This window comes from Prevotella sp. C0026C3 (assembly GCF_056590795.1).
The window spans coordinates 169,764-184,582 of the sequence record NZ_JBWPWW010000004.1 but is presented as its reverse complement, the minus strand read 5'-3'; the positions used below and the strand labels follow the sequence as shown (position 1 = coordinate 184,582).

9 protein-coding genes are annotated in these 14,819 nt (G+C 40.5%); 5 read left to right on the top strand and 4 right to left on the bottom strand.

The annotated features are described in order from the left end of the window. Positions 1-23: 23 nt before the first annotated feature. The 4 genes from AC1EK4_RS04120 to AC1EK4_RS04105 all read right to left on the bottom strand — a co-directional run bounded on the left by AC1EK4_RS04120 (position 24) and on the right by AC1EK4_RS04105 (position 7,176). Complete coding sequence (locus AC1EK4_RS04120; RefSeq protein ID WP_036896208.1) at positions 24-1,151, bottom strand: glycoside hydrolase family 18; 1,128 nt, start codon at positions 1,149-1,151, stop codon at positions 24-26. 21 nt (positions 1,152-1,172) lie between these two features. Continuing rightward, entirely contained in the window at positions 1,173-2,798 is a 1,626-nt protein-coding gene (locus AC1EK4_RS04115) for a RagB/SusD family nutrient uptake outer membrane protein (RefSeq protein WP_036896209.1), read from the bottom strand. 16 nt (positions 2,799-2,814) lie between these two features. After that, positions 2,815-6,114 carry a SusC/RagA family TonB-linked outer membrane protein gene (locus tag AC1EK4_RS04110; protein WP_480357118.1) on the bottom strand — a complete coding sequence of 1,100 codons (3,300 nt, stop codon included), beginning with the start codon at positions 6,112-6,114 and terminating at the stop codon, positions 2,815-2,817. Between the two features lie 84 nt (positions 6,115-6,198). Next, the gene (locus tag AC1EK4_RS04105) at positions 6,199-7,176 is read right to left on the bottom strand and encodes a FecR family protein (protein WP_480357115.1); all 978 of its coding nucleotides are present in this window, start codon (positions 7,174-7,176) and stop codon (positions 6,199-6,201) included. Between the two features lie 286 nt (positions 7,177-7,462). On the opposite strand from AC1EK4_RS04105, the gene AC1EK4_RS04100 reads away from it, so the two are divergent. The 5 genes from AC1EK4_RS04100 to AC1EK4_RS04080 all read left to right on the top strand — a co-directional run bounded on the left by AC1EK4_RS04100 (position 7,463) and on the right by AC1EK4_RS04080 (position 14,810). Then, a complete protein-coding gene (locus AC1EK4_RS04100) occupies positions 7,463-8,083 on the top strand; it encodes an RNA polymerase sigma-70 factor (protein WP_480357114.1) in 621 nt (206 codons plus the stop codon). An 890-nt stretch (positions 8,084-8,973) separates the two neighbouring features. Then, positions 8,974-9,915, top strand: a complete 942-nt coding sequence (locus AC1EK4_RS04095; RefSeq protein ID WP_052052735.1) for a glycosyltransferase — start codon at positions 8,974-8,976, stop codon at positions 9,913-9,915. Positions 9,916-9,923: 8 nt separating this feature from the next. Further along, positions 9,924-11,015 (top strand): glycosyltransferase family protein, encoded by a 1,092-nt coding sequence (locus AC1EK4_RS04090; protein WP_036896276.1) that lies wholly within the window; start codon positions 9,924-9,926, stop codon positions 11,013-11,015. Positions 11,016-11,230: 215 nt separating this feature from the next. Beyond that, positions 11,231-12,772: a GH3 auxin-responsive promoter family protein gene (locus AC1EK4_RS04085; RefSeq protein WP_062433757.1), complete on the top strand. Its 1,542-nt coding sequence runs from the start codon at positions 11,231-11,233 to the stop codon at positions 12,770-12,772. Between the two features lie 37 nt (positions 12,773-12,809). Beyond that, a complete protein-coding gene (locus AC1EK4_RS04080; RefSeq protein ID WP_480357135.1) occupies positions 12,810-14,810 on the top strand; it encodes an Ig-like domain-containing protein in 2,001 nt (666 codons plus the stop codon). The last annotated feature ends 9 nt before the right edge of the window (positions 14,811-14,819 follow it).

The following is a 14,819-nucleotide window of genomic DNA, read 5'->3' as shown; positions in this document are numbered from 1 at the left end:
TAATCATTAAACTATTAAGACATTTACTTGCCTTCAGTCCCAGCTTCTTCGGCCTTCCTTTTTTGGAATACCTCTTGGTTTATCTGAATAGCGCGACGCATCCACTTATAGTTAGGCATGTTGTCGTAATCATTGTCGAAGCGATAAGCTCCGAATCCACCCTTGTATCCTTTGTCCGGCATTAGCGCAGCATGACGCAATAATAACCCACCATGCTCAAAGTTCTTTTCAAAGTTCTCGGTAAGAATAAACTTCTTAGAATCTACACGCAAGTGATTAATAGATGGGAAACGACCATAGGTTTGAGCTATCCAATAGTCGATATAGGGATCAAGTTCACCCTTAAAAGCAATTTCATCACCATCGTAGCAAAGCAGTTTATGTCCCTTACCTTCGGGGTCGCTATTCGGTCCAATTCGTTCACCCATCTTCTTGATAAGGTAAATAACATGCTCATCAGTTTGACATGTACCATCAAGGTCAAATGTTCCGGAACCCGGTTCCCAGTCAATATCGTACCCATCCCAATCGTTTGCAATGAGCGAGTCTACCAAAGCATTGGCATACTTATCCAAACATTCGTAGTGGTTCTTCGTTTCTGGTACGCCTTCATAGCCCCAGAACTTCCAACGAGCCTTAACATATGCATCGGTTAAACGTTGCTTGTTCTCAAACCAACCTTCTGCTGTAGCTTTCTTATCCACCTCATCGTATACAGATTGTGGGGTTCTACCTTTACCAATATATCCTATCAAACAAACTTCTAAAAGCTTAGTACCTTTTACCTTCTGCACAAATTCTTTATCGGCTTTCTGCTGTGGAGTTATCTCAAAGCGGTTGGGAGCACCACTCCACATAGATACAATATCCATACTATCTGGCATAGAAGCCAAATAACCATGGCGACCCACACCGGCAGGCATCCAACTTGAGAACCATCCGAATGCTACGGGGCGCCCGTAGTTCATGGCTTGTTTTTTATATTCACGCAGATTCGCGTAGTATTCTTCGCTCTTTTCGTTGTTCATGGTATTGTATCCACCTATGTGGTCGAACGGTTTATTCTCCACCTCGATCATATCAGCGCATGAACTTAAACCAATTCCTGCTACGAAAGCTAGAAACAGTGTATAATATTTAAAGTTTTTCATTGTTCTTACGTTGTAGTTTAATTAATTATTTAAGCAATCCCACCATAGCGGAGTTCCGCCATTATCTGGACCTTTCAGCATTTGACGAGCTTTTTCCAAGTTCTCTAAGTCTTCTTTTGAAGAAGATGCTTGAGTAGGATACTGAAGACGACGTATGCCCTTTTGGCTGTCTATAAGCCCATTACTACGATTCTTATATACTCGATGTAGCTTCGGATAGCCTGTACGGCGAACCTCACTCCATGCTTCCATACCATTAGGATAAAGTGCAATCCATTTCTGAATCATAATCTTCTCCATCTTTCTATTCTGATTACCACCGTATTCAACGGTAGCTGTGGTAGGTTGTTTATAGTGCGCATCAATGTATGGGTCTAACATTTCGAGTTCAAAACCAATAGGTTGTTTATCCGAATAGATGTAATCGTTTATCTTTCCTTCATCTACTCCATTCTCTTTAAACGACATAAGAATACCCTTGTAGTAAAGATTTTCATCTGTGTCTCCCATATCCCAATGCCTTAAAGCACCCTCTGCACGCAGGAAGTAAACTTCAGAAGCACGCATCCAATAGGTAGGAGAATTCTTTGCTATATTAGGCACAGAGAACGACTTATATGTATCATTATTCTTGCTTATTGTACCGGGAGGCAATGCTGCATATTTACCATAAGTACCTAGAGGCTGCGCCTTTGACCAAGAAGATTGTTGGAAGTAGGCAGGCAGACGTGGATCTTCGTATCCACCCATATAAGCATACATGGCAGAACCCATGCGTGCTTCACCATATTGGTTGGCAAATGTTTCAATATTGTTCACAAAAACAAGGCCTGCACCTTTTTCCATCTTGGCTTCATCATCCATATTTTGCATTACCGAATAAGGATTCTTAATAGCCATTTCGGCATATTTCTTAGCCTTAGCTTCGTCTATATTACTAATACGCATAGCCAAACGGAGCATGAGCGAGTTAGCATAACGAGTCCATTTAACAGCGTCACCACCGTAAACAGCATCATACTCTTGCATCACCTTAATACCTTGGTCGGCCTGCTTGGCCATGATAGCAATTGCTTCGTTAAGGTCGTCAAAGAAGTATTGATATACATCCTTTTGGCTGTCAAAAGGAACTACAAGCTTATCTTCACCGGCTTCTTTGTAAGGAATAGGACCAAACATGTCAGTAGCCTTGTGCCAAGCCGATATTTTTAATATCTGTGCCAATGCAAAGAGTTCAGGTCTATTGCTGTCTTTCGATTTTCTCTTCAATTCTTTCCACAACGGAATCACCTTCGAATACGATTCGCGGAAAGAAGTGGAAATCCAATCTTCAACCAAAGAATATGTAGTATTATTCCTACCACCAACCCAGTTATTATTCTCTCCAAAATAGCCACTATATACGTCAGCCGACAAGTGATAGGCTCTTTGGTAGTTGTTTATAATCTCAGTTTTATCGTTAATGGTACCTACAGGAGTTACCTGCTTCTGCAAAGCCGTAAGCGGAGCGCCGGCATACAGACCGTCGGTAAGCAATTCCTTATCGGTTATTTCTTGTTGATTTGTGTTTACTTCTTCGAAGCTACAAGCTGTTAAAGCACTTGCGGCAAAGAGCAGACACAAACTTTTGAATGTTATATGTTTCATGATTATATGTTATCTATTAGAATTTAAACTTAAGACCAACACCGAAGCTGCGTAGGCTGGGCTGCATAAAGTAGTCGTTACCCTGACCGTAAGTTCCGGTAGAAGCAGTTAATTCGGGATCGAAAGGCGCCTTACAGTAAATCATCCAAAGGTTATGGGCGTTCAAAGAGAAAGTTACATCCTTTACCACATTGCCAAACCAGCGTGAAGGCAAGGTATAACTGAGAGACAAGTCCTGCAAGCGTACGTTGGTAGCGCTATAGGTATAGAAACCTGCCAAAGCTGTCTCGCCTGTACCAACAGTAGCATAATAATTCTTAGCATCTACTAATCCTTGATTCGGGATAATAACGCCACCTGCGTCACGAGCATCGGCCGAAGCCTTAGAAACACCGAAACGATCCATAATAGCTTGTGTAGATGAGGTCACTACACCACCAAAACGACCATTGAACAAGAAGCTTAATGCCAAACTCTTATAACGAATGGTGTTGTTCCAACCCATAGTGAAGTCGGGAGTAGTCTTACCCAAATAGATGGGATCTACCGTTTCTACACCATAACTTCCAGAAGGACTAACGTTTACGAAGCCTTGGTTGTCTTTAGCCAACACCTTGCGAGCATAGATGTCATTGATAGAACCGCCCACTTTAAGTATTACTCGTCCATTGTCTTTGTTTACTTCAGGAATAGAAATGGGGTCAGGGCTCAATGGATGTTTGTAGTCTTTCACCATTTCCTTAATCTCGTTGATGTTTTTAGAGAATGTAAAGTTGGTTGAAACGCCTACATCTCCAAACTCATCATTGTATCCTAAGCTAAACTCAACACCACGGTTTTCTACGTTACCTGCCTGTAGATAAGCCTGCTTGTAACCGCTACTCTCAGGCAAAGTTCCGATAAAAGTCTGGTTGAAAGTATTCGACTTGTAATATGTGAAATCTAAGTTCAAACGCTTGAAGAGTTTCATGGTTAAACCAAACTCGTGCGAACGTGTACGCTCAGCCTTGTAATCAGTAAACGGATAGATGCCTGTAGGCTTCATGCTACCACCTACCAATGGTGTGGTAATAGTACCCGGAGTCATACCCGAACGTGAGACCGGTGCACCTACTTCGGTGAACGAACCACGTACCTTCAAGTAAGAAATGAATTCAGGAAGTTTCACCATCTCCGAAACGATGAGCGAAAGACCTACCGATGGATAGAAGAATGATTCTTCAGAAGAGTTTACCAAACGAGAGTTCCAGTCGTTACGGCCGGTAAGTGTCAGGTAAACCATGCTCTTATAACCCAACTCGGCGCTGGCAAACATGGCCACATTGCGAATATTAGTTTGCCCTCCATCTTCGTTTATAGAAGCATCGGTGGGGTCGATATTCTGCAAAGTAAACTTGTTGGGAACGAGAATGAGGTTACCACCATATCCACGTGAGATAGAAGAGAAGTCTGAATAGCTATAACCTAAGTTGGCTGCGAGTGAGAAATCACCAAACCTCTTGTTGATATTAGCCATGAAATCAATATACGTTTGATGGTCTTGATAGTTGGAATAACTATAGAATCCCTTACGCTTTGCAAATATATTATAAGTGGTAGCATACAATTTACGTTCGCTGGTAATAAATGTCTTATCGTAACGAATACGTGATGCCAAACTTAACCAATCGGTAACTTTATAAGTTAAACCGGCATTGAACATGTAGCGATCTTTATTATTGGGAGCCAAATTGCGGTATGCTGTCCAATAAGGGTTCTGGTTTGCAAATGTTCCTTCGAGTAATGGCCAGTACTGTACAGGGATGTTACGTCCTCCATCGAGGCGCTCGAATGTCTTGATAGCTTCAAAATTTTCGCCACGAGGGAAAAGATAAGCAGCTACAATTGGATTCCAATATTCACCCTGCGACACCATATTATTATCTTTCTGCTTGATGTATGATGCACCCAAGTCGAGTGTCAACTTATCTTGCAACAGATGCGAAGTATTACGAACACTAAAGTTATAACGGTCGTAAGTGTTGTTTGGAACAATACCCTTTGCATTGGTAGATGCCATAGAAGCAAAGGTTTGGTTATATTTGTTACCTGTTGTAAGGGTAACAGCATTGATAAAGTTAGTCCCGGTACGGAAGAAATCTTTCTTTGGGTCGTAACTTGAAGGTGTTTTCAACTTCTCACCCCAGCTGTCAAATGACCCCGGCTTGTTACCATAGGTATTTTGGAATTCCGGCATACGGAACGGATTGCTGAACTCAGCCGATGAAGAGAATGTAACAGAGAGCTTTCCTTCAGTACCCTTTTTGGTGGTAATAAGAATAGCACCATTAGCAGCATTACTACCATAGAGGGCTGCTGCCGAAGGACCTGACAATACAGAGATACTCTCAATATCCTCTGGGTTGAAGTCGGCAATACCCTCGGAGCCTACACGACCTTCACCCTTGATACCGCTATCGGTACCACCACTGTAGTTAAACAATGGAATACCGTCAATCACATAAAGTACATTGTTGTCACCATCGATAGATTTGGCACCACGCATAATAACGCGTGTTGCTCCACCCACACCACTGGCGCTCTTAGTAATGTTTACACCTGCAACCTTACCATTGAGAGAATTGATAAAGTTAGCATCTTTATTACGAGTCAACTCGTTGCTGTTCACCTGCTGAACATTGTAACTCAATGCTTTCTGCTCACGCTTGATACCGAGCGCGGTCACTACTACTTCATTGAGCACTCGCTCATCTTGCTTCATGCTAATAACGGTATTGCTCTTATTAGCAGCAATCTCACGAGTGGTATAACCTAGATATGAAACTTCCAATGTGCTATGGCTGTCGGCTTGAATAGAAAAGTTTCCATCCATATCCGATACTGTAGCCACATTTGTACCTTTCACTCTGATAGTAGCACCGATAATGGGTTGTCCAGATTCGTCAAGCACTTGACCTTTTACTGTTTTCTTGTCGCCTTTACCAACTACATTCTTACCGTTTTGTCCTACAACTCTCTTGTGTACCGTAATGAGATTCTTATCAATCTCATAGTCTACATCGCGGCCTAACACACGATTAAGAACTTCGCGTACAGGAGTTGATTTGAAAGTGGCCGTTACTTTACGTTCGGCATCCACTTCGTCGGCATTGTACATCACTGACATCTTTGTTTGCCGTTCAATCTCTTTCAGTACATTGCGTAACGACTCGTTCCGGAATGTCTTCGTGACATGCTGAGCGGCCATAGCCATCGTGCTGAAACAGAATACGACAAACAAGAAAATTCGTAGCATACTGCTTTGCTTTACTTTCATAGTGTTTTACATTTTTTTAGTTAATTATAAATTGATATATAGATTGTTTCTATCATTATGGTATTCGATTATGTTTGATATACATTATCGTGCATGAATATAGAGTTCTTTACCATTACGTTTGATTTTAATAGGCGCAATACGCTCTAGGGCAGCAGTTACATCATCGATCGTTTCTTTGTTTCTAAGCGACACAGTGATACGCGTGTCCCTAACACTCTGTGATGCGATACTGATGTTTACGGCATACTGACGTGATAATACACGCGCTAAATCGTCCAATCTGATGGATTCATACTCCATCTTATTGTCCACCCATGCATGCATATCACTTCGGTACGCACCTTTGGTTAATCTACCTGTCGTCCGATCAAAGCTTACCATTTCACCGGGTATCAAGTCCATCTGTTCTGTAGGGTTCTTTATTTCCACCTTTCCTTGCATCAAGGCCGTGGTTATTAGATTATCGCTTTTATAAGCAGAGATATTAAATTTGGTTCCTTTCACTACAATATCATAGCCTTGTGTCTTGACAGTAAATTCCTCATCACTCTGTTTCTTTACATGGAAATAGCCTTCACCTTCCAACAATTCTACACTACGGTTCTTACGATTAAAGTCGGAAGAATATCTTAAAACAGAACCAGCATTCAACCATACTTCCGATCCATCGGGCAATGTCATTCTACTTTTACTTCCCATCTCAGTGGAGAAAGTATAATAGTCGACCTCTTGATGATTTGAAACAATCCATGTTGCCGTAGCACTCAGCACCATCAGTACAAGGATGGCCGCTGCTGCACGTAAGTATTTCCAAATATATACACGTTTCCTTTGATTTTCCTCATGTTCTTGGATACCTTCCAACACCTCGTTCCAAGCTTGACGTGTCTCGTCAGTAGTCTTATTAGCGGCAATCCATTCCTCTTCCCATTGGTCAAATTTTGCACGATTGTCGGTATCAAGATTAATCCAATCGAAGAGATCCTTCTCCTCATTATAGGTGATTGTTCCATCAAAAAACTTGATGGCAACAGCGTATATATAATCTATTGTATTCATCTTTTTCTTGGTAAATTCAAACATATAACACGCAACTCTCCATTTTACCCACCCCCTTTCCTACTTTTTTTCAAAAAACAGCAAAATAATTGAATAACGGACTCTTTTTTATTTAGCTTTATAATAAATATTATCTTATTCCGAAAAGCAAAACATGCTATTTATTTTGACTTTCCATTCGTTTGCATTACCTTTGTAGAAGTTAAGCTACACTCGGCAATTTGAAAGTAAACTTTCATTGCACTCATTTGCATTATCTTTGTAGATATTAATAATCAATAAACCATTGATACAAGAAAGGGCAAACCTACAACTACTATTAGAGAATATTAAAGACGGGCATATCAATTCATACGAACGTGTATTCCACATGTATTATCCTCGTCTCAAAGCTTATGCCATGCATTTTATTCTCGATGCCGATGAAGCACAAGATATAGTACAGGAGTGTTTTATCACATTGTGGGAACGTCGCAAACTACTGATAACAACCTCTTTGTCATCTCTTCTTTTTGTTATGGTGCGCAACCGATGTCTCAACCATCTTCGTCATGAGGCACTTATCAGCCGTTTCCCTTCTACTCATATACCTGAATCTCCGGGTAGTGAAGCTCTCTACCAATTGAATCTTATCAATGATGCCGAACACGAATTACTCTATAATGAATTGCGTAGACAAATAGATGATGTGCTAGACACACTCCCCGAACGTTCAAAACAAATCTTTACGATGAGCCGACTTGAAGGTATGAAAAATAGAGAAATAGCCGAACAACTCGGTATCTCTATTAAAGTGGTGGAACGACATATCAGTCGTGCCCTCTCAACCTTTAAAGATTTTGCTTCTAATCAACCCGATATTGCCCTTATCTTATCCTTTATGATTTGGGGATATGGTAATTATTGAATTACTGCAAAGACTTCCCACCATCGCTGCATCGTCTCTTCAGCATTGCTGAATGGGCGGGGCAGTAAGGCTGAAAAGGCGCTGCAATAGCTCCACCCCTCCCTCCCCTTTTGGGGAGGGGAAATAAAAAGGGAAATAGGAGTTAAGTTTTTGAATTGATAAGTTTTTTATTTATAGGACTGAAAAGCGCCATTTCTATCTCCCTCTCCCTTTGGAGAACCATCGGTCATCGACCGAATTGTCGTTGTTGGCTGAGCCGGTGCGACAGAAAATGAGGGAGATAATGGCTGGTGTGGGGCTTCTGTAGGGATGCGGCATGCCGCGTCCGCACGGAATTCATAGCTATCTTTATTCCACTATTGTAGTATATATACAGTTTGCGGACGCGACATGTCGCGTCCTTACGATTAATATTATATCATCAGACAATTTCAATATATGGGAACGAATACCATATATTTGTCTGAATAATAGCCTATTCATAGCTCATTACGGATTTATCAACAATCTGTTGAAAACTCTGTGGATAACTCATCTAATAATTCAAGGATAACTATGTGGATATCCACATCCTATTTAGTAGTCCCATTAAATCGTGGATATCCACATGTTTATCACGGTGATTTCAGTAAGTTTTCCACAGATATACGCCGAAAAAAGATATAAACTTATTAACTTTGTACGTAAATCAATAGTTTTATGGAAAACTATCGTAATATATTGATTATCAAAGAAAAGATATAAAACTATCTGTGTATAACCTTATGTAAAAGGTTGATAAGCAAAATAGCAAAAAATAAGGATAAAAGTTATCAACTTATCCACGCTATATCATACTCTTCATTTTCTCTTTTTTAAAAAGAAAGAAAAGGAAATATTATAATAAAGTTGTGTTGGAAAAGTCGACAAAAACAAATATCGAGTTAAGTGTCATTGTTCCTGTGTACAATGTGGAAGATACTTTAAATCGTTGTCTGGAAAGTATTGCCGGACAACAGATACTTGCTATGGAGATTATTTTGGTTGACGATGGATCTACAGACGGTTCGGCCGATATCTGTCATCAATGGAAGGAAAAGGATGATCGAGTCGTTGTGGTGCATCAATCAAATGCTGGACTGAGTGCAGCTCGTAATGTCGGCATCGCAATAGCGCATGGTCGGTATATTACTTTTGTCGATTCCGACGATGTAGTAAGCGATCATACTTATTCTCAATTGCTCAATATACTCGCGCAGCATGCTGAATACGATATGTTGGAATATCCTGTGTCGCTACATCATGATAGTGATGACCAATGTGTATTATCATTTCAAGAGGCTGTTTATACCGATATGACGATGTATTGGTTTCAGACCGAAGCTTATCGACATGCTTATGCGTGGAATAAGATATATAGAAAAAGTTTGTTTGATGATGTCAAGTATCCTGTAGGTAGATTGTTTGAAGATATCTATACATTACCTATTCTATTAAAGAAAGCATCGTGCGTGGCTACCACTTCACAAGGATTGTATGGTTACCATGATAATCCGAAGGGATTAACAGCATTGGCTGACGGAGCTGCTTATGAAGCATTGCTCGATGCCCAACTAAATGTTTTCAATGGTTTAGTGAATTATAAAGACTCAGAAGCATTGAGCCGTTATTATCTACACCTATTAAATATACAGATAACCGTGTGCCGGTTGACTGGTAAGCAGCCTATCCTTCTTGATTATCGAGCAAAGGTTTTGAATGAATTCAATTGGATAGGAAAGTTGAAAATAGTTTTGTTGCGCTTGTTGGGAATCAAATTTGTATGTAGATTGTTTAGTATTGTGAAGGTATGAAGCAAAAAATGAAAATACTTCTTATTGGTGAATACAGTAATGTTCACAATACATTGGCTCACGGATTGAGAGCTTTGGGACATGAGGTTACGGTCATGAGTGATGGTAATAATTGGAGAGATTATCCACGCGATATTGATATAACACGTCGACCGGGTAAATGGGGTACATTATGTTATATATTCAGACTGCTCAGTTTGTTACCTAAAATGCGTGGATATGATGTAGTACAACTGATAAATCCTGACTTTTTAGAATTGAAGGCAGAACGAATATTTCTGTTTTATCGCTATTTACGCAAATATAATAGGAAGATTTTCCTCGGTGCTTACGGCAATGACTATTACTGGGTGAACACTTGTTGTACCACGATGCCGCTTCGTTACAGTGATTTCAATATGGGAAAAGAACTTCGAAATACCAAAGATGCCCTCAAATTCAAAGAAGAATGGCTTGGAACGGAGAAGGGACTACTCAATAAAATGATTGCCGATGATTGCGATGGTATCATTGCCGGACTGTATGAGTATTGGGTTTGCTATTATCCGGAGTTCCCAAAGAAGACTACATTTATCCCTTTTCCAATTGTACCTTTGGAAAATGAGCCTGATTATACGGTTCATGAACCGCTTAAATTGTTCATAGGTATTGACCGAAAACGTTCGGAATATAAAGGAACAGATATCATGTTGCGGGCAGCAAAGGCAGTCAAGGAGCGTTATCCCAATCAAGTGGAACTACAGATAGCAGAAGATTTGTCTTTTAAGGAGTATCGGAAGCGAATGGATGGCAGTGATGTGATTCTTGATCAACTATATAGTTACACACCTTCGATGAATCCACTGGAAGCCATGAAGAAAGGTATTGTCTGTGTAGGAGGTGGAGAACCGGAGAATTATAAGATATTGAACGAAGAGGAATTGCGTCCCATCATCAATGTATTGCCTAATTATGAGAGTGTGTACGAGGCCTTGGAACAACTCGTTTTGCATCCTGAACGTATCTCACAATTAAAACGAGAAAGCGTGATATATGTGTGTCGACACCATGATTATATCAAGGTGGCACGGCAATATGAGGATTTTTTTCTTAGGAATTAGTGGGAGTTAAGAAGTTAGGAAGTTAAGCCAAATGCTTATAAACATGGTATTAAATCATACAAGAATATCAAAGACTCTATACATTTGGCTTAACTCTCTAACTCCTTTATTCCTTAACTTCTGATAATCTCCACTCTTTATTAAATTAAGTGAATTGTCCCTATATTCCAAAAGTTTGGGGTAAATTTGCAATTTAAACCGAGAACTATCCAATCATGAGTTTAACAAGTATTGTAGGAAAGGTTTTTCTTCCACGTCAAAAATCTTTGGAACTTCATCAAGAGCGAGGTATGGATTTGCAACATGCAGTGTTGCAACAACTACTTCATCATGGTAAGGACACGGAATATGGACGGAAACATTTACTCAATCATACCCATACATACGAAGAATTTATAAAAAACGTACCGGTCAATACGTACGAAGATCTGAAAGAAGACATCGATCGGATGCGTCATGGAGAACCCGATGTGTTGTGGCCGGGTACAGTGAAATGGTATGCCAAGTCGTCGGGAACAACCAACGATAAAAGTAAATTCATCCCGGTGTCGTCTAACGGACTACACAGAATACACTATCAAGGGGGAAAAGATGTTGTAGCGTTGTATCTACGCAATAATCCCAATAGTCGATTATTTGATGGTAAGAGCTTGATTCTCGGTGGTAGTCACTCGCCAAACTACAACCTGCCCGGTTCGATGGTGGGCGATTTGAGTGCTATCTTGATAGAAAATATCAACCCATTTGCTAACTTGGTGCGTGTACCAAAGAAGCAAACGGCCCTATTAAGCGACTTTGAAGTGAAGCGCGACCGTATAGCTCGTGAGACATTCAACAAGAATGTTACCAATATATCAGGTGTTCCATCGTGGATGTTGAGTGTGTTGGTGCGTGTCATGGAGTTGAGTGGAAAGAAGCATCTAGAAGAGGTATGGCCTAATTTGGAGGTGTTCTTCCATGGAGGTATTGCTTTTACGCCTTACCGTTCGCAGTATGAACAATTGATAACATCGCCCGGTATGCACTATATGGAGACGTATAATGCCAGCGAAGGATTCTTTGGTATACAAGATAATCCACAGGATAAGTCGATGTTGTTAATGCTTGACTACGACGTTTTCTATGAGTTTATGCCAATGGATGAATTTGGTAGCGATAATCCTACAATTGTTCCGCTCGAAGGAATAGAAGTGGGGAAGAATTATGCTATGCTTATTAGTACCTCGTGTGGACTGTGGCGATATATGATAGGCGACACGGTGAGTTTCACAAGTAAGAATCCTTATAAGTTTGTTATCACCGGACGAACGAAGTATTTCATTAATGCTTTCGGCGAAGAACTCATCATGGATAATGCCGAAAAGGGTTTGGCGTATGCTTGTGAGCAAACCGGAGCAGAGGTATCTGAATATACTGCTGCTCCCGTATTCATGGATAGTCGGGCTAAGTGTTGTCATCAATGGGTGATAGAGTTTGCCAAAGAGCCGACCGACTTAAACAAATTTGGCGATTTGCTTGACCAAAAGTTGCAGGAACTCAATAGCGATTACGAGGCAAAGCGTTTCCACGACATCACACTACAACACTTGGAAATAGTGAAAGCACGTCCGAATTTATTCAACGACTGGTTGAAATCGAAGGGTAAGATGGGTGGGCAACATAAGGTTCCACGCCTCAGTAACACGCGAAAGTTTATAGACGAGATACTTGAAATACAAAATTCATCGGTCTACGATGCTGCTTCAAAGGTACAGTAAGAATAAGCAAAATCGGCAATACATATATATGAATCGAATGAAAGGAATAAATAGACGACTCTTCAATCAGTTATATATCGTAGTGATATTGGCTGTGGTTGCCGGAATAGTGTCTTGTGCAAGGATGGGAAATCCAGATGGTGGATGGTATGACGAGACTCCTCCGAAGGTGTTGGGAGCTACTCCGGCTGATAGAGGTACGAATGTGACTTCAAAAAATATTCGTATTCAGTTTGATGAATTTATCAAAATAGAGAACGCCAGTGAAAATGTTATTGTCTCTCCACCGCAATTGGAGACACCAGAGATTAAAGCTTCGGGCAAATATATAGACGTGAAACTGATAGATTCGTTGAAACCTAATACTACGTATACGGTGGATTTCAGCGATGCCATCAGCGATAATAATGAGGGAAATCCGCTTGGTAACTATACATATAGTTTTTCTACAGGCAGTGATATAGACACGATGGAGGTGTCGGGTTATGTGTTACAGGCCGAAAATTTGGAGCCAGTAAAAGGTATTTTGGTAGGTCTCTATGCGAATATGGCCGATTCTGCTTTTCAAAAACTTCCTATGTTACGTGTGAGTAGAACTGATAGTCGTGGCCATTTTGTTGTCAAAGGTGTGAAACCGGGACAATATCGTATCTATGCTTTACAAGATATGGATGGGAATTATACATTCAATCAGAAGAGCGAGATGATAGCTTTCAGTCATGATATGATCACTCCATCGGTGAAAGAAGATGTTCGTCAAGATACTACATGGATCGATTCGTTGCATATTGCGGCCATCGACAGAGTGCAATATCATCATTATATGCCCGATGATGTGGTGTTGAAGGCCTTTACCGAGGTGTTGACCGACCGTTATTACATCAAGAATGAGCGACAGAACCCTGATAGATTTACGCTATTTTTTAGCTATGGTAATGCACAATTGCCTCAAATTCACGGACTTAACTTCAATGAGAAAGACGCTTTCATCATTAATACCACTGTGAAACAAGATACGATTACTTATTGGTTGAAGGATACGGCGCTGGTGAATCAAGATACATTGCGCATGGAGATGACTTATTTGATGACCGATAGTTTGGGTAAACTGGTCAATCAAACCGAACCTTTGGAAATACTCTCCAAGCAACCTTATGCCAAGCGCATGCGTGAGAAGCAGAAAGAAATAGCCGATTGGAAGAAGAAAATAGAAAAGGCGAAGAAGAAAGGTGAACCTTTTGACAGTATTATGCCGCTCAAACCATTGGCTATGGATATTAAAGTAAGTGCTCAATTAGACCCCGATAAGAACATACGATTCATATCGCCTACCCCATTAGAGATGGTTGATACTACGAAAATACATCTCTATTCTAAGCACGACTCACTGTGGTATAAGGCTCCATTCTTATTCCGACAGTTAGCAAAACGAGCTACCGATGGTACCATGATACAGCCCGATAGCCTGCGACACGGATTGAAATATGAGCTTATAGGTGAATGGAGACCGAATATAGAGTATAGTCTTGAAGTGGATAGTGCTGCATTTGTAGATATCTACGGCAATATATCGGGTAAGTCGAAGAACGGATTCAAAGTGAAATCGAACGACGAATACAGCACGTTATTGGTGACTTTACAGGGTATGGATTCACTGAATATGGTGGTACAACTGCTTGATTCAGGCGATAAAGTGGTAAAAGAAGTGAAAGCAAATAATGGTCAAGCCGAGTTTTTTTACCTCTCTCCGGGCGAATACTATATGAGATTGTTTGTAGATAGTAATAATAATGGTGTGTGGGATACCGGTAAATACGATGAAGATAGGCAAGCTGAGGAGGTGTATTATTACCCTCAGAAGTTGGAATGCCGTGCTAAATGGGATATAACACAGACATGGAATCCTAAGTCTACCGTTCTCTATAGACAGAAACCTGCGGAAATAACGAAGCAAAAAACAGATAAGAAACGCACCGTTCAGCATAGAAATGCTGAACGAGCAAGGAAATTAGGTAAACAGTATATACCTAGAATTTAAACGAATATA

What these genes read in the sequence shown, in the direction of transcription:
- AC1EK4_RS04120 (WP_036896208.1), bottom strand. Translation starts at nt 1,151, where the DNA reads ATGAAAAACTTTAAATATTATACACTGTTTCTAGCTTTCGTAGCAGGA.
- AC1EK4_RS04080 (WP_480357135.1), top strand. Translation starts at nt 12,810, where the DNA reads ATGAAAGGAATAAATAGACGACTCTTCAATCAGTTATATATCGTAGTG.
- AC1EK4_RS04115 (WP_036896209.1), bottom strand. Translation starts at nt 2,798, where the DNA reads ATGAAACATATAACATTCAAAAGTTTGTGTCTGCTCTTTGCCGCAAGT.
- AC1EK4_RS04090 (WP_036896276.1), top strand. Translation starts at nt 9,924, where the DNA reads ATGAAAATACTTCTTATTGGTGAATACAGTAATGTTCACAATACATTG.
- AC1EK4_RS04105 (WP_480357115.1), bottom strand. Translation starts at nt 7,176, where the DNA reads ATGAATACAATAGATTATATATACGCTGTTGCCATCAAGTTTTTTGAT.
- AC1EK4_RS04085 (WP_062433757.1), top strand. Translation starts at nt 11,231, where the DNA reads ATGAGTTTAACAAGTATTGTAGGAAAGGTTTTTCTTCCACGTCAAAAA.
- AC1EK4_RS04110 (WP_480357118.1), bottom strand. Translation starts at nt 6,114, where the DNA reads ATGAAAGTAAAGCAAAGCAGTATGCTACGAATTTTCTTGTTTGTCGTA.